This is a genomic window from Mucilaginibacter galii (genome assembly GCF_014635825.1).
Classification (GTDB): Bacteria; Bacteroidota; Bacteroidia; order Sphingobacteriales; family Sphingobacteriaceae; genus Mucilaginibacter; species Mucilaginibacter galii.
This window is the reverse complement of record NZ_BMDO01000001.1, coordinates 711498-728719: the sequence shown is the minus strand read 5'-3', so window position 1 is coordinate 728719 and position 17222 is coordinate 711498. Positions and strand designations below refer to the sequence as shown.

Genomic DNA, 17222 nt, shown 5'->3' with positions numbered 1-17222 from the left:
GCATTTACATGATAACGTACTGATTTACTTGGTGCTTAACACAGGCTTAACAATTACAACTCATATAGGTAATGTTTGCGTAATGTTGAGCTAATATTGAGATAATACTTTTGCTTGCATCAATCAAACGCAAGTGAAAAAATTAGCTACTTCCCTTTTTAGTTTAACATTGAGCCTTATACTCATCGCTTCTTACAGCGTGGTATTTGCTCAGGGTACAGGTAAGGTAACCGGTAAGGTTACCGATAAAAAAACAGGTGAGGCCTTAATTGGCGCCACCGTATTACTGCAAGGCATATCAAAAGGTGCAGCTACCAACGTAAACGGCGAATATGCCTTAACAGGTATACCGGCCGGCACTTACGAAATTTTAGTAAAGTATGTAGGTTATCAAAACAAGCTGATCTCCGAAGTACAGGTCACTAATAACGCTGCCACCTCGCTGAACATTATCTTAGATGAAGCCAACACCCAGCAGCTTCAGGCAGTTACTGTAAGAGCAACCTTTAAGCAGGAATCTACCAACTCGTTATATGCACAGCAAAAAAACAGCAGCCGTATATCAGATGGTATATCGGCCGATGCTATACGCCGCAGTCCCGACCGTAATACGGCCGAGGTGCTTAAACGCGTAAGCGGTGCGAGTATACAAGATAACAAGTTTGTAGTGGTAAGGGGATTAGGCGACAGGTACAACGTAACCACGCTGAACAACTCGGTAATGCCGAGCACCGAGCCAGACAGAAAAGCCTTTTCTTTCGATGTTATTCCATCAACCCTGGTTGATAATATTGTGATCAGCAAAACGGCAACCCCTGATTTGCCCGGTGATTTTGCCGGTGGTAACGTACAGGTGACTACTAAAGATTTTCCTGATACCAAGGTGGTTACCCTGCAGGTAGGTATTTCGGGCAATACACAAACCACGTTTAAAGATTTTAAACAAGGTAGTGTTCAAAAGCTCGACTTTTTAGGCGGTTTCTCAAATGGTTCAAGGCAACTGCCTGCTACATGGCAACGCCTTAACTATGTAGATTACCTGTCAGCAACGGCAGCACAGCAGGTGGCTGTTACCCAGCGTTTTCAAAACTCATTTGGCGCTAAACATCAGTTCAAAGGCTATCCGGGTCAAAACCTGCAATTAACCTTAGGCAATACCAAAATCTTCAAAAACGATTCGAAGTTAGGTTACGTGGCATCGCTTACTTACGCAAATAATATAGAGCGTTTAAAGCGCGACCGTAACGAGTTTAGTTTTAATGAGGATGCGCAGCCTACTTTCTATTATAACGACAACGTTTACAACTTTACCAATACCATTGGTGGTATATTTAACGTGTCTTACTCTCACAAGAACAGTAAGTACTCGTTAAAAAACACATATAACAATACGTTTACCAACAGTTACACAGAACGTACGGGTGCATTTGTTGAAGGTGGCCCTGTTACGCTTATTCAAGGCAGCCAAACCGCGCCAGAACGCGGAGGTATTATTAGCTCTGTGTTAGAAGGTCAGCACTTTTTACCGGCAAGCAAAATCAACATCGATTATAATGTTTCTTACGGTAACTCTTATCGTAAGCAGCCAGATCAGCGTGTGCTGGAAACTTTTAAACAGCCCGGCTCTAACTCATTTACGGTGAACCTTTCTAACTTTAACCAGGCGGCTATACAAAATGCGGGCAGGATATACACAGATTTGACCGAAGATATATACGGCGGCAAATTCAATGTGAGCATTCCTTACACCTTGTTTAAACAACCCAGTAAATTAAAAGCCGGATATTTAGGTTATTACCGTGATAGAGATTACACCGCTACCGTATTAGGTTATGCTATTGCCGGTGGAGCTAACGGCCGCAATATCCCATTGACCAACGGTATTACAGCCGATAATATTTTCAGCAACTCCAATCTTTCACAACAAGGAATTGCACTGTTTACCTTGCCGGGATATAATATTAGCTACAAAGGTACAGTAAGCCAAAATGCAGGTTATTTAATGACCGACAGTAAGCTAAGCGACGATTTAAGAGTAATATTAGGAGCGCGTGTAGAAAGATATGAGCAGAAGATTAATCAGCCGGGTTCTAAGTTACCTGAGCAAAAATATTTGAATACAGATATATTGCCATCGTTAAACTTAACCTACGCGTTAAGTAAAACGAGCAATTTACGTTTGGCCGGTTCTCAAACCGTTGCGCGTCCCGAACTTAGAGAGTTAGCTAATTTTCAGGCTTACAACTTTGTTTATGATTATAATATTACCGGTAACAGTAATCTTGAGCGTACCAAGATCACCAATGCCGATATCAGGTACGAATTGTTCCCTTCTGCCGGACAAATATTCTCGGTGTCGGCTTTCTACAAACACTTTGTAAACGCTATTGAGCAAACTAACCAGGGAAATCAAACCTTCAGCTATGCTAACGCGCCCAACGCTTACGATTTTGGAGCAGAGCTTGAATTTAGAAGAAAGCTGGATTTTATGGGTAGCCAGGCTTTATTAAAGAACATGACTTTTTACGCTAACGCTTCTTACATACGCTCTGAGGTAAACGTGCAGGATGGTGCGCCAACCAGGCCGTTGCAAGGTCAGTCACCTTACCTAATTAACGGTGGTTTCTTGTACGTAGCACCTAACAATGGCTTAAGCGTAAACTTATTGTACAATAAAATTGGTCCAAGGTTAAATTTCGTGGGCTTGTTAGGCGCACGTGATATCTACGAAAAATCGAGAGATGTGGTTGATTTTCAAATTGGCAAGCGTATGATGAAAAACCGTGGCGAATTAAAGCTTAACGTATCCGACATATTTGCTCAGCCGGTACGCCTGTATGTAAACTACGGCAATACCAAAAGGAGCTACGATCAAAGTACTGACAAAATATTCCAGGCTACCAAGCCAGGCCGTAACATTAGTTTACAATACGTTTACAACTTTTAAATTAAGATAACAAACACTTAACATAAGCACATAAGTCAGTTAACATAAGTGGGCGACCTTTACAAAAAAAATAGAAAATGAAAAAAATCAGCTCTTTGCTACTTGTAGGATTGTTATCCGTTAGCTTATTTTCATCATGCAGTGATGATAACGCAGACACGGAAACTCCAGTAGTAATACCCCCAACTACTCCTGTTCCGACCAGCACTACTTTAACAGGTGCTATTACTACAAGCGTTACCCTTACTAAAGATAAAACATGGACGCTTGATGGTTTTGTGTATGTGACCAACAACGCAACCATCACTATACAGCCAGGTACTAAAATTGTAAGCCGCAGAGCAAATGCAGGCGTACTGGTAATTACCCGCGGTTCGAAAATTGATGCCAAAGGTACTGCTACAGAGCCAATCGTATTTACATCGGCCGAAGCTTCGCCTGTGGCAGGTGATTTAGGTGGTGTTGTTGTGGGTGGTAATGCACCAGGCAACGGTAACCACGCTCAAATGGAAGGTGTTACAGATGCTAATTATAATAAATTTGGTGGTACTGTAGCTAATGATAACTCAGGCTTCTTACAATACATCCGCATTGAGTATGCCGGTAAAACAGCTAACCCTAACGATGAGGTTAACGGTTTAAGTATGTACGGTGTAGGTAGTGGTACTACTGTTGACCATATTGAGGTTATCCGCGGTTTAGATGATGCTTTTGAGTTTTTTGGCGGAACATTTAACGCTAAATATTTAATTGCCTACAACTGTGCCGATGATGATTTTGATTTTGATGACGGATACCGTGGTAACTTACAGTACCTGATCTCTATCAAAGACCCTGCATTTACCGATACTAAATCAGGTGGCGATTTCTCTAATAACCTGGAGTGGGATAACGTTAGTGCTTCATCAAAAGGATACACTACTACGCCCATTACCCACGCTCGTATATCAAACTTAACTGCTATTGGCCCTAACAACACTGCCAGCCCTGTATTGGCAAACTATGGCTTTGGTGCACGTTTCAGAAGAGGTGCTGAGTTTGAAATTACAAACTCTGTATTCTTGGGTAGCCAACAAGCCTCATTCTCTATCGAGTCTACCGAAACTGCTGCTGCTTATGTAGCAGGTACAAGCGTATTTAAAAACAACGTAATTCAGTCAGTAGCTGCAAGTCCGTTCAACATTGGTACCGATGTAACCAACGGTTTAACTGCTGCTCAAATGCAAACATTGGCAACCGGTTTGTCTATCTTAACCAATCCTGCTGATGCTAACATTACTGATGCATTCAATGTATCTTCTCCTAACCTGATGCCTAAAACTGGTTCATCATTATTAACCGGAGCCAGCTTTACAGGTAACTTTACCACCGCTAACGGTTTCGAAGTTACGCCAACCTTTAAGGGTGCTATGGGTACCACTAACTGGACTACCGGTTGGGCTGTATTCAACAAGTAATCATATTTCCTAAACCTTAAAATATTAAGAAGCTATCCATAAAAGATAGCTTCTTTTTTTTGTGTTAATTTCAAAACAAGTAAGGCCTGCAAATTGCAGGCCTTACTTGTTTTGAATGCTTTTATCAGGAGCTTTGTTAGACTTTTAAAGGATTGTTAAGCCCGGTGTATGTATCACTTTAATATTTTGAGGAAAAATCTAATTTTTTGAAGAATAACGTCAATTTTTCCTAATAATTTGCGGGACTTAGTTACATATTCCGGCCTATTTTCTCTAAAACGTCTTTGGGAACATTATGCAGATCAAGCACCAGGAAACCGTCCAGGCAATCGGCAAATTTGGGGTCAATGTTGAAGCAAATGATCTTCGCATTGAGCGAAATATACTGGCGTAAAAGTACCGGCACCTTAATATTGTGCGTTTCTATTTCCGAGATCAGGTTATCCAGCTTTTTAAAATTCTCCTCGCCGGCCATCAGTGCATCGGCATCAATGCTCGAAAAATCAACCTTGAATTGCTTGCGCGGTTTTACAAACTGCGCCATTTCGTGGTCAAAATGGTTACGGGTAATATAATCAACAATAAGTGATTTAGAGAACTTGGAGAAGGTGTTACTTATGCTTACCGGGCCTATCAGGTAACGGTAACGTGGATTATCAATCAAAAATTTTAGTATACCTTTCCATAACAAAAATAGCGGCAGGGCTTTTTGCTGGTATTCTTTACGTATCCACGAGCGGCCCAGTTCGAGGCTGCTTTGCAATACATCCGAAAACTGCGACCGCAGCTTAAATAGGGTAGAAATATAAAAACCTTTCTTGCCAAAGCTTTCAAATATTTCGTCGCCCATACCAATACGGTATGCACCTACGATCATGCTGGTTTTAACATCCCAAATAAACAGGTGATGGTAATAAATGTCGTATTCATCTAAGTCGGTAGCGTTGTTTGTACCCTCACCAATTTCGCGGAAGGTGATCTCGCGTAAACGTCCAATTTCACGTATCACATTGGGGATAAGTGCAGTAGGGGTTATGAATACTTCGTAGTTCTTCTCTGTCCAGACCTTGTAGTTTTCGCGTAGAGGAACCAGTTCGCGCTCCATTAACTCGCTGGCCGTGGGGGGTACTATTTCCTTAGGCTCCTTCTTAATTTTAAACAGATTGCGCGGATTAAACAAGCGTTTCTCATTTTCCAGGCCTGTGCCCAAGGCATAAGTTTTAGCCCTTAAAAAGTTAAGCAGTTGCGTAGCATTGTTATAATTAGGAATATCCTGCACCTGTATGGGCTTGCCAATGCGCAATTTTATGGTATGGCCTTGCTTGTTAAATAATTCTGAAGGTAGCTTGGCCGTGCGTAAAGCAGGGTGTATTAAACTTAATAGGTTGAATAACAGTCCGTTGTTGCCATGAAAATAGATAGGCACTACCGGCACTTTAGCTTTAGCAATAATTTTACCTACTACGGGGTGCCACATGCGGTCGGTAACTTGTTTGGTATTTATCTTATAGGTACTTACCTCACCCGCAGGGAAAATACCAATGGGTGTCCCATCGCGCAATAGTTCTAAGGTAGATTTGATACCGCTAATGCTTGACGAATGTTCAACGTTCTCAAACGGGTTTACAGCTATAAAGTAGTCACTTAAATTAGGGATCTTTTTGAGGAGAAAATTAGCCATCAGTTTGGCATCCGGCCTGGCCATGCATAGTATTTTAAGCAAAATCATACCTTCAATACCACCATACGGATGGTTTGCTATTGCAATAAAGGCACCATCGGCGGGCAGGTTCTTTAGTTCGCTTTGGTCAAAGTCTACAGTTACCCCGCAACCCTCTAAAATGGCATCTACAAACTCGGGGCCTTGTTTGGGCTGAGCCTGGGCAAACAAATCGTTCACCTGGTTTATTTTCATCAGTTCCATTAGCAAAGCGGCTAAACCGGGCATTTTCAGCCTGTCGAGTTTGGTAGCTTTGGCAAATTCATCTGTGGTTATAATCTTCATTGTATAGGTGTATCAGGGCAAATTTCCATAAAAATAGTTAATTTGACCTCCTGTTAGCTCTTCGCATTGAAATCGCCCGTTAAAAATTACCTAATTATAACCAAAACCGAATGGAACGGCTTAGTCGTACTGGTGCTCCTGATTGTAGGCGTATTGGCGGCACCTTATGCATATCGCTATTTTCATAAAGATAGTATTTTAAATTTAAAGGGATTTGACCAGGCTGTGGCTCAGCTTAAGAAAGCCGGAGTAACAGGAAAGCCGCCAGAAGATGAAGGACACCAAACCGGAAAGATAGTCCCAATTAAACTATTTGCTTTTGACCCTAACCATTTGCCTGTTGAAAAGTGGCAACAATTGGGCTTAACCCCTCGCCAAATTAAAGGGATAAAAAATTATGAGGCAAAAGGCGGCCGGTTTTATAGCAAGGCAGACGTTAAAAAGATGTATACTCTTAGTGAGGGTGATTATGAACGGCTGGCACCATACATCCAGTTACCTGAGGCTGATGCAAAAAGAGCAGACAAAGTTTTAAAAAAGGTTGAGCTAAACGCTGCCGATTCGGCAATGCTAACACAACTCAACGGCATAGGCCCTGCATTTGCACGGCGTATAGTTCAATATCGCAAACGCCTGGGCGGTTTTCATAGCAAGCGCCAGCTTCTTGAGGTTTTTGGCATGGATGATATGCGTTACGCCGATGTGCAAAAGCAATTTACTATTGATGTACGAAAAGTTAGAAAGATCAATATCAATAAAGCCGAGTTTGAAGACCTGAAAAATTTTCCCTACCTCAGCTTCAAGCAAATGAATGCCATAATCCAATACCGCAAGCAGCACGGCGATTATGAATCTTTCAATGAATTGAGCAATGTTGCCATACTGGATGAGAGCGTACTCAAAAAGATCAAACCTTATATGTCGGTCAAATAACGTCGCCATTGATTGTGTTTACCCATAGCGGTTGTAAGGTAAACAGCCGGAGTTGAAACAATTGCTGGTTTAAATCTTTATTGCATCAAAGTTCGTAAATCTCTTTAATGCAACGCAATATAGTCATAAACCGTAAAATATCTCCATGCAACAGGATATACGGGCTTATTGCACTCGTTTTGCTGGTGACTTTTATTGGCCGCGTATCTTTAAATTGTGTAAACGGCGGAGGTTCTGTAAAAACTCAGCAATTACTTGCCGAAGACAACCAGGATCAAAGCGACAAGCAACAGGATAGTAAAACCGAAGGCCAAAAGTTCACGGAATTTATTTGGCCCGGCGTTTTTGAAATGCCAGGCTTAACGGTTCATGCTCATGTAGTTGCCTATCCGGTGCCGTTGTTTCTGAGCGTTAAAGTGCCTTTAATTACGGTACTAACGCCCCCTCCAGATCGTATTTCTGCCTAATAAAGTCTTTTTTAATTACGGGATGCTGTTTCAGCCCCGGTTCTTCTTACGTATATCTTATTAATATGAAAACATTCAAAACTTTTATTCCTATGAAAGCAGCGGCTATTGGTGCTGTAGCTTTGTCTTTATTTGTCGCATCCTGTTCAAAAAGCAATGATGACTATACCCCTGGCGAGCAGTTTGTAATTGCCCCCAATGTAAATGTAGTTGCCTTAACGCAAGATAATAAACTGGTTGCCTTTAACGCCCAAACAGGTGCAGCGCTTACCCAGCAAGCTACTATTACTGGCATGCAGTCGGGCGAAAATATGCTGGCCATTGATTACAGGCCTGCTACCGGCGAGTTATACGGTGTTTCGAGCGGTAGCCGTGTTTATGTAATAAACCCAACTACTGGCGTTGCGCGTGCTATAAACGCCACACCATTTACCCCTGCGATTGATGGGACTACAGTAGGTATCGATTTTAATCCAACAGTTGATCGCATCAGGCTGGTAAGCAGCAATGGTCAAAACCTGCGTATCAATCCTGAAACAGGTGCCGTAACGGTTGATGCGGTTATCAATGGTGCTGTTGGTGCAAAAGTATCATCAGTAGCCTACACTGAAAATCGTGCTGGTGCTGCTACCACCATTTTGTACGACATTGATGCCGTAACTAAAAAGCTTTACAAGCAAGATCCACCTAACGATGGCAAACTGGTTGAAGTAGGTAATTTAGGCGTTGAGGCCACAGCTGTAGCCGATTTTGACATTGCTCCAGACAGCAAATCTGCACTGGCGCCTATTACCGTTGGTACCACACAAGGTATGTATGTAATTGACCTGGCTACCGGCAAAGCTTATCAGGCAGCTACTTTTAACAATAAAGTAATCAGTATGGCTATCACCACCGATCCGGTGGCTTATGGCGTAAGTGCGAATAATGAACTGTTGATCTTTAACCCGGGCGCTGCAAGCCCAACTCCTGTGGCTAAAGCTATCACTGGTCTTCAAGCCGGCGAAAGCATTTTAGGCATCGATTTCAGACCCGTGAACGGACAGCTTTATGGTTTGGGAAGCTCAAGCCGTTTATACACCATCAACGCAGCATCTGGTGCCGCAACGGCAGTAGGTACGGCAGCGTTTGCTACTGCATTGTCGGGTACTTCGTTCGGGTTTGATTTTAACCCAACAGTTGACCGCATTCGCGTGGTAAGTAACACCGGTCAAAACCTGCGCCTTAATCCTAATGATGGTACGATTGCCGGTGTTGATGGTCCGCTTACTACAGCAAGTCAGTTTGTTAACGGTGCCGCCTATACCAATAACTTTGCCGGTGCCACCACTACGGTACTGTATGATATTAATTCACAAACCGGTAAACTATACAGACAAGATCCACCTAACGACGGTACATTAACCGAAGTAGGTTCATTAGGTGTTACTATTGATGCCGCTAATGGTTTTGATATCAGCGCAAAGAGTAACACAGGCTATGCGGTGTTAACCGTTGGTACTACTACCCGTTTATATGCTATTAACCTTACTACAGGTTTTGCAACTGCGGGCAGCACGCTTACACAAAGCATGCGTGGCTTTGCATTAGGCTTAGGCTTTTAATATTTGAATTAAATAATAAAATATAAAGATCCTGAAGGCTTGTTCGTTACGAACAAGCCTTTTTTGTTGATGTCAGGTAGTAATTCTTGCCAAGTGTAAACATCAGCTTATCTATTGTACGATATTTTCTGCCGACTATACAGGTTGCGGCAGGATAGTACAGGTTTGTAAATGAAATATATTTGACCGTTATAAATTAGGCCCATTGGGAACGATTGCACAGATTTTTAGGCTCAAAAACTATGTTAATGCTCAAAAATATAAGTAGAATTGTGCATTGGCGTAACAACCTAACCAAATTATAAACCAGCTGATAGGGCGAAACGCTTATCGGTACTATAATCAGTTATGAGATTTATAAAACTAATGAGTAAAAAACTTTTTGGCTTTTTATTGCTGCTGTTGAGCATCCAATATGCTCAGGCGCAGCCATATTCGCAGCGCATGGCACAAACAGCGATGAAGGTTTGGCCTGATACTATGAAAGCCCACTGGACTTATGAGCAAGGTGTGGTTTGGAGAGGTATTGAAGATGTATGGCTGCAAACTGCCGACCGTAAATATTTCCAGTATATCAAAAATAGGGTAGATGTCCACCTTAATGACGATGGTACCATTAAGGGTTACAAAATAGAGGACCACAACATCGACAACATTTTATGTGGTCGTACGGTATTGTCGCTTTACCAGGTGCTGGGTACCGAAAAATATTACAAGACGGTAAAAATATTGCGCGAGCAACTAAGTAAACAGCCGCGGGTACCCGAAGGTGGTTTTTGGCATAAGAAACGCTATCCTAACCAAATGTGGCTGGATGGACTGTACATGGGCGAACCATTTTATGCGGAGTACGCTAATGCTTTTCACGAAGACACCGCTTTTAACGATATTGCCAAACAATTTATCCTGATGGAAAGAATGGCACGCGACTCTAAAACCGGGTTGCTGTACCATGCCTGGGATCAAAGCCATAAAGAACGCTGGTCTAACCCAAAAACAGGCCAGTCGCCCAATTTTTGGGGACGGGCTATGGGCTGGTACGGTATGGCGCTGGTTGATGTTTTAGATCAAATGCCGGCCAATCATCCTAAACGTGCCGAATTGTTGGTAATTCTTAACCGCTTTGCCACTGCTGTTGCTAAATACCAGGATAAACCGTCGGGCTTGTGGTACCAGGTATTGGATAAAGGTGCCTCAAAAGGCAACTACCTCGAAGCATCGGCTTCTTGCATGTTCGTATACACCTTGGCTAAAGGTGTTCGGCAGCATAACCTGCCCGACTACTTTTTAAAAATAGCTGATAGCGGTTATAAAGGCATCATTAACAAGTTTATCTCTACCGATGCGGACGGCAACATTAATTTGAACGGTACTGTAAGCGTAGCAGGCTTAGGCGGCGACCCATATCGCGACGGCAGCTACGAGTACTACCTGAAAGAAAAAGTAGTAACCAATGATGCTAAGGGTGTTGGTGCTTTCATCCAGGCCAGTGTAGAGATGGAAAGAAGAGCCGATTTAGCTAAGGGTAAAGACAAAGCCGTAATGCTGGACAGCTACTTTAACAGCGAGCGTAAGAAAGACATCACCGGTAAAATGGTGCCTACCCACTACAAATGGGAGCAGCGTGATAATAATGGGATATCCTTATTCGGCCATATATTCAACAATTATGGTTTAAACCTGGCTACTTTGTACCAGGCGCCTACTACAGCCAACCTTAAACCGGCTGCCGTATATGTAATTATAGATGCCGATATACCCAAAGAAAACCCTGATGCCAAATATGTAGAACCTGCCCATGTTACCGCTATAAGCGAGTGGGTAAAGCAAGGTGGTGTGTTGTTGGTACTACATAACGATACCGGCAATGCTGAATTTAAGCACATGAACACCCTCATGAGCAAATTTGGTATGCCATTTAAAGAAAACAGCATTAACCATGTACAAGGCAGTCAATTTGAGCAGGGTGCGGTTATGATACCTGCCGGTAACCCGGTATTTAAAACGGCTAAGAAGATCTATATTAAAGAGATCAGCACGTTTAACCTTACGGCACCTGCAAAACCGGTGTTAAATCATAAAGGAGAGGTGGCTGTAGCTATGGCCAAATATGGCAAAGGCACTGTGCTGGCCGTTGGCGATCCATGGTTTTACAATGAATATCTTGACGGCCGCAAACTACCTGCAGATTTCGACAATTTTAAAGCCGCTAATGATGTGGTAGCCTGGCTGGTACAGCAAATACCCGGCGCAACTTCAAAGAAGTAAAACTTCGTACACAGAAAGAACTATGATATTATCTAAAAATAATTTAAGCAATATTAATGCCCTCGGCCTGGTTATGCCGCCGGAGGGTGTATTTGAATTACCGGAAAAAGTACTGCAATTTGGAACCGGGGTACTGCTTCGCGGCCTGCCCGATTATTATATTGATAAAGCCAACCGCAGCGGTGTATTTAACGGCCGCGTAGTGGTGGTAAAATCTACCGATACAGGTTCGGCAACAGATTTTGATAAGCAGGATAGCCTGTACACGCTATCTATTAAAGGTATTGATAACGGCGCACAGGTAGAGGAGCATATCGTTTGTTCGGCCATCAGCCGGGTTCTTTCTGCCGGAAGCGATTGGGAAAAGATCATCAAAATTGCTCAAAGTCCCGATTTGAAAATTGTGATCTCTAACACGACAGAGGTTGGTATCCAACTGGTAGAAGATAGCATCAAAAATACGCCGCCGGTATCGTTCCCCGGAAAATTATTGGCCGTATTATATGAGCGTTACAAAACCTTTAACGGCAGTAAAGAGAGTGGGTTGGTTATTGTACCCACAGAGTTGATCGTCGATAACGGTAAAAAGCTGAAAGGTATTGTACTGGAACTGGCTGCAAAAGATGGTTTAGAAGCGGAATTTGTAGAATGGCTCAATAACGCCAACTACTTTTGCGATTCGCTGGTTGACCGTATTGTGCCCGGCAAGCCAAATGCTGAGCTTACAGCTCAATTAGAAAGCGAGTTTGGTTATCAGGACGATCTGCGCATTGTATCGGAGGTGTACTCGCTTTGGGCAATACAAGGCAATAATTATGTAAAGGAAGTATTATCCTTTGGTCAGGTAGATGAGGGCGTGGTTGTGGTACCCGATATTGAATCGTACCGCGAGATTAAATTACGTTTGCTAAACGGTACGCATACGCTTAGTTGTGGCATTGCTTTTCTGTCGGGTTTCCGCACCGTGAAAGATGCTATGGACGATGCCGGTTTTACCCATTTTATCAATCAGTTAATGTTGAAAGAAATTGCGCCTGCCATTCCTTATGATATTGATTACGAACATGCATCGGCGTTTGCAGGCAAGGTTTTAGACCGCTTCCGTAACCCGTCTATCGATCACCAGTGGATAAGCATCTCCGCGCAATACTCCTCTAAAATAAAGGGTAGGGTAATACCTTTGTTGCTCAATCATTATAAATCACACAGTGTAGTGCCCGAGCATATTGCCCTGGGCTTTGCTGCCTTCATCAGGTTTATGAAGTGTAAAAAGAGTGATGACGGAAAGTACATAGGTACTAATCATGGTATTGACTACGTAATTACTGACAGCCAGGCAGATATTTTTTCCGAAGCATGGCAAAAAGACGATTTACACGATGTGGCGTATACTTTGTTAAATAATACTATACTGTGGGATGCCGACCTGTGCAGCCTGCCTGGCTTTAAAGAAGCAGTATTGAAGCACTTGCAGCAGGTGGTTGCCGTTGGTACAAAACAAATATTAGCCAAAGAAATAGCTGCTGTATAAAGATAGATCAGAATGAGAAAGACCATTTTAAAAATTCATCCAAAAGATAATGTACTGGTAGCACTGGTTGATTTACCGGCAGGTGAATTAATTAGTCATGATACAGGTACAGTAACCACTATTGACCCCATACAAGCTAAGCATAAGTTAGCCATTAATGATATTGAGGTGGGCGACAGCATTTATATGTATGGCGTTTTAGTGGGTAAGGCACAAGCACGCATACCCGCTGGAGGCTTGTTAACTACCGCTAACGTAGTGCATGCGGCCAACAGCAACTTAACCGAAAGTAAGCAGACCTCGGGCTGGCAGCAGCCCGACGTAAGTGCTTGGCAAAACCGTACTTTTAAAGGTTACCACCGTGCCGATGGCAGCGTGGGTACTGCTAACTACTGGTTAGTAATACCTATGGTTTTTTGCGAGAACCGCAACATTGAGGTGTTACAAGAATCTCTTCTACGGCCTTTAGGTTATGGTCGTAAAAAGGTTTACGAAACCAAGGCGCAGCAACTCATTAATAAAGTAAAATCAGGCGGGAGCATTGAAGAAGTGCTCTACACCGAAATAGAAAGCGGTGATACCGCCGGATTAGAAAGCAAAGTGTTCCCTAATGTAGATGGTATTAAGTTTTTAAGCCACACCGGCGGTTGCGGTGGCATCCGTCAGGATGCTGAAACACTTTGCGGTTTGCTGGCAGGCTACATTACGCACCCTAACGTTGCCGGTGCAACCGTTTTAAGCTTGGGTTGCCAAAATGCACAGGTAAGTATATTACAGCGTGAAATTGAAAAACGTTCTCCTGGCTTTAGCAAGCCACTGTATATCTTAGATCAGCAAACTATTGGTAAAGAGTCTGATATGATCGAGCAGGCTTTGCGTCAAACCCTGGCCGGTTTAATTCAGGCTAACCAAGTGAGCCGCCAGCCGGCTCCTTTGAGTAAAATTACCATCGGTTTAGAATGCGGTGGTTCTGATGGTTTCTCGGGTATATCGGCTAACCCGGCTATTGGTTATACATCCGATTTGCTGGTGGCTTTGGGTGGTTCGGTTATTTTGGCCGAGTTTCCGGAGTTATGCGGTGTAGAGCAAAATTTGATTGACCGTTGTGTGGAAGAAGAAGACGCTAACCGCTTTGTACATTTGGTACGTACCTATGCCCAGCGTGCCGAAGAGGTAGGTTCAGGTTTTGACATGAACCCTTCGCCGGGTAATATTAAAGATGGATTGATTACCGATGCTATAAAATCGGCAGGTGCGGCTAAAAAAGGTGGCACTTCGCCTGTTGTTAATGTACTGGATTATCCTGAAAAGGTAACCAAGCCGGGTTTGAACTTGCTTTGTACGCCTGGTAACGATGTGGAATCTACCACAGCCGAAGTAGGATCTGGTGCTAATATTGTATTGTTCACTACAGGTTTGGGTACGCCAACGGGTAATCCTATTACTCCGGTAGTAAAAATTGCGACCAACACTAACCTATACAATAAAATGAGTGACATTATGGACCTGAATACAGGTACAATTATTGAAGGTGAAGAAACTATTGAAGAAGCCGGTTCCCGTATTTTGGACTATGTTATACAGGTTGCAAGCGGCGAAGTGGAAGTAAGCGCTGTTCGTCATGGCCAGGATGATTTTATTCCTTGGAAGAGGGGCGTTTCTTTGTAAAATACTAAAGTATAAAAGTCTATATTATATGAGACCGCAAGTATGTACTTGCGGTCTTTTTTTATTTAAGATTGTCAGCTTTTAATGCGTCACCAAACAATATGCTGACTTCTTGCTTGTAACTTTTCCGTTGAATTTAGCGTTAAAAGCGTTATATTTTTATCTATTTTTATTTTTGTAAATCGTTTAAAATCAACTAAATAATTAAAAATTTAGCGTTAATTTTTTAAATTTTTATTAAAGAAGTAGCAAGAGTGTTTTTTTGAACATTACTTTGTATCATCAATCAAACCAAGGGTTGATCATTATTAAACCGATTAAAATTTCGTAACCAAGCAAACAATAAGTGCATTAAGTGGACAGTTATTCTGAACCAGCTTAGCGGCTATTTTGTCGATTACGGATTTATTCAAAACCATGAAGAGAACTATACTTATTCTGCTACTTATTATTTCTGCTTGTCAAACACAGGCTGCGCAACTTTTACAGGTAGAGCCTGCTAACTGGTGGGTGGGCATGAAAAATACGCAGCTTCAGATCATGGTGCACGGTACTAATATTGGCAAATCTAAACTAACCTTAAATTTTCCGGGTGTAACCATTAAAGAAGTAGCGCATACCGATAATGCCAACTATCTTTTTATCTATCTCAACATTGCAGCACAAACCAAACCGGGACTGGTTAAGCTGCAATTTACAGATGGCACGCAAAAGACCACCTATAACTACCCGCTTAAAGCTCGTACTAAAGAAGGTGCCGCTGGTTTCAATAGTGCCGATGTATTATACCTTATCACACCAGACCGATTTGCCAACGGCGATCTAAAGAATGATGCGCTGGAAGATGTAAACATTGATCGCAACGACCCCAACGCACGGCATGGTGGCGATTTAGCCGGCATTGAACAGCATTTAGATTACATAAAAGATTTAGGCTTTACCACCGTTTGGTTAAACCCCGTACAGGAAAACAGGATGCCTGGTGGTTCATACCACGGGTATGCCATAACCAATTTTTACAACATTGACCCTCGCTTTGGTACCAATCAGCAATTTGCCGATTTAACCAAAACCATGCACAATAAAGGGTTAAAAGTTGTAATGGACATGATCTTTAACCATTGTGGCAGTTCGCACCCATGGATGAAGGATTTGCCGGCTAAAGACTGGATCAATAATAACAGCGGTACTTATGTACAAACCAATCATGCCAAGTATACCATTATGGACCCGCATGCGGCTAAAGCTGATAGGGATGTATTAACAGACGGTTGGTTCGTACCATCCATGCCCGATTTGAATCAGCGTAACCGCCACCTGGCAAATTATTTAATCCAAAATAGTATTTGGTGGATAGAGTACAGCCATGTCGACGGCATTCGTCAGGACACTTACCCATACCCCGATTATGCGTTTATGCAGCGCTGGTGCCGCGAGGTAGAAGCCGAGTATCCGAAATTCAACATCGTGGGCGAAAGCTGGTATGGTCGTTCATCAGCATCGGCCTGGTGGCAAAAAAACGATAAACTGAACCAGCATGATGCCGGCTTAAAATCGGTAATGGATTTCCCGTTGACCTTTATTAGCAATGACGCCTTTGGTTATAACAATAATAACGGGGGAGAGGGAAGCGCCATGTTTAAAATATATGAAGAGATAGCGCAAGACTTCATGTTTGCCGACATCAACAACGTCCTTACCTTTTTAGATAACCACGATTTGGATCGTTTTGTACGTAAAGATGACCCCGATTTGCGTCGTTACAAACAAGCCCTGGCATTCTTGCTAACCACTCGGGGTACGCCGCAAATATACTATGGTACTGAAGTTTTAATGGACGGCAAAAAAGAAAAAAGCGACGGTTACGTGCGCACCGACTTCCCCGGTGGCTGGGCTGGCGATAAAGAAAACCAGTTTGTGGCTTCCGGCCGTTCGGCTAAACAAAATGAGGCATTCAGCTATCTGCAAAAATTATTGCAATGGCGCAAAGCCAATCCTGCCATTACCAGCGGTAAACTGATGCACTACGTTCCTGATAACAGCGGCACGTATGTATATGCCCGTATTATCCCGGCCAAAACGGTATTGGTTGTACTTAACGGTACTAACGATAATAAAACGATAGACATGAGCCGGTTTAAAGAAGTGATTAAAACCCACACTCAGGGCCGTGACGTTATAACCGGTGCATTAGTGCCGGTAACCAAAAATCTTACCATTGCTGCCAAAGGGCAGTATGTTTTAGAATTAAACTAACCCCAAAACTTATGATAAAACTATACTAACCTTAACTACCCGGCCTAACCAACCTATCACCCACTTAACCATTAATAAACCTTTAG

10 protein-coding genes are annotated in these 17222 nt (G+C 42.7%); 9 read left to right on the top strand and 1 reads right to left on the bottom strand.

The window, feature by feature from the left end; all coding sequences use genetic code 11:
* The first annotated feature begins 169 nt into the window (after nt 1-169).
* Nucleotides 170-2947: a TonB-dependent receptor gene (locus IEV61_RS03095; protein ID WP_188413660.1), complete on the top strand. Its 2778-nt coding sequence runs from the start codon at nt 170-172 to the stop codon at nt 2945-2947.
* A 77-nt stretch (nt 2948-3024) separates the two neighbouring features.
* Nucleotides 3025-4404: a beta-helix domain-containing protein gene (locus IEV61_RS03090; RefSeq protein WP_188413658.1), complete on the top strand. Its 1380-nt coding sequence runs from the start codon at nt 3025-3027 to the stop codon at nt 4402-4404.
* A 250-nt stretch (nt 4405-4654) separates the two neighbouring features.
* Here IEV61_RS03090 and IEV61_RS03085 read toward each other — a convergent pair whose 3' ends face one another.
* Nucleotides 4655-6409, bottom strand: coding sequence for a bifunctional lysophospholipid acyltransferase family protein/GNAT family N-acetyltransferase (locus tag IEV61_RS03085; protein WP_188413656.1), 1755 nt, complete (start codon nt 6407-6409; stop codon nt 4655-4657).
* Between the two features lie 66 nt (nt 6410-6475).
* Between IEV61_RS03085 and IEV61_RS03080 the strand changes: the two genes are divergently transcribed.
* The 7 genes from IEV61_RS03080 (at nt 6476) to IEV61_RS03050 (ending at nt 17136) form a co-directional block, all read left to right on the top strand.
* Nucleotides 6476-7342: a ComEA family DNA-binding protein gene (locus IEV61_RS03080; protein ID WP_188413654.1), complete on the top strand. Its 867-nt coding sequence runs from the start codon at nt 6476-6478 to the stop codon at nt 7340-7342.
* A 107-nt stretch (nt 7343-7449) separates the two neighbouring features.
* Nucleotides 7450-7809, top strand: a complete 360-nt coding sequence (locus IEV61_RS03075) for a hypothetical protein (protein ID WP_188413652.1) — start codon at nt 7450-7452, stop codon at nt 7807-7809.
* Between the two features lie 65 nt (nt 7810-7874).
* Nucleotides 7875-9413, top strand: coding sequence for a DUF4394 domain-containing protein (locus IEV61_RS03070; RefSeq protein WP_229747014.1), 1539 nt, complete (start codon nt 7875-7877; stop codon nt 9411-9413).
* A 366-nt stretch (nt 9414-9779) separates the two neighbouring features.
* Entirely contained in the window at nt 9780-11681 is a 1902-nt protein-coding gene (locus IEV61_RS03065; protein WP_188413651.1) for a glycoside hydrolase family 88/105 protein, read from the top strand.
* Nucleotides 11682-11703: 22 nt separating this feature from the next.
* The gene (locus tag IEV61_RS03060; RefSeq protein ID WP_188413649.1) at nt 11704-13212 is read left to right on the top strand and encodes a tagaturonate reductase; all 1509 of its coding nucleotides are present in this window, start codon (nt 11704-11706) and stop codon (nt 13210-13212) included.
* A 12-nt stretch (nt 13213-13224) separates the two neighbouring features.
* Nucleotides 13225-14880 (top strand): UxaA family hydrolase, encoded by a 1656-nt coding sequence (locus IEV61_RS03055; RefSeq protein WP_188413647.1) that lies wholly within the window; start codon nt 13225-13227, stop codon nt 14878-14880.
* A 417-nt stretch (nt 14881-15297) separates the two neighbouring features.
* Nucleotides 15298-17136, top strand: a complete 1839-nt coding sequence (locus IEV61_RS03050; RefSeq protein ID WP_188413646.1) for a glycoside hydrolase family 13 protein — start codon at nt 15298-15300, stop codon at nt 17134-17136.
* The last annotated feature ends 86 nt before the right edge of the window (nt 17137-17222 follow it).

Excerpts from the sequence above, each read along its gene's own strand:
- IEV61_RS03060 (WP_188413649.1), top strand. The coding sequence starts at position 11,704 with ATGATATTATCTAAAAATAATTTAAGCAATATTAATGCCCTCGGCCTG.
- IEV61_RS03090 (WP_188413658.1), top strand. The coding sequence starts at position 3,025 with ATGAAAAAAATCAGCTCTTTGCTACTTGTAGGATTGTTATCCGTTAGC.
- IEV61_RS03070 (WP_229747014.1), top strand. The coding sequence starts at position 7,875 with ATGAAAACATTCAAAACTTTTATTCCTATGAAAGCAGCGGCTATTGGT.
- IEV61_RS03075 (WP_188413652.1), top strand. The coding sequence starts at position 7,450 with ATGCAACGCAATATAGTCATAAACCGTAAAATATCTCCATGCAACAGG.
- IEV61_RS03065 (WP_188413651.1), top strand. The coding sequence starts at position 9,780 with ATGAGTAAAAAACTTTTTGGCTTTTTATTGCTGCTGTTGAGCATCCAA.
- IEV61_RS03050 (WP_188413646.1), top strand. The coding sequence starts at position 15,298 with ATGAAGAGAACTATACTTATTCTGCTACTTATTATTTCTGCTTGTCAA.
- IEV61_RS03055 (WP_188413647.1), top strand. The coding sequence starts at position 13,225 with ATGAGAAAGACCATTTTAAAAATTCATCCAAAAGATAATGTACTGGTA.
- IEV61_RS03085 (WP_188413656.1), bottom strand. The coding sequence starts at position 6,409 with ATGAAGATTATAACCACAGATGAATTTGCCAAAGCTACCAAACTCGAC.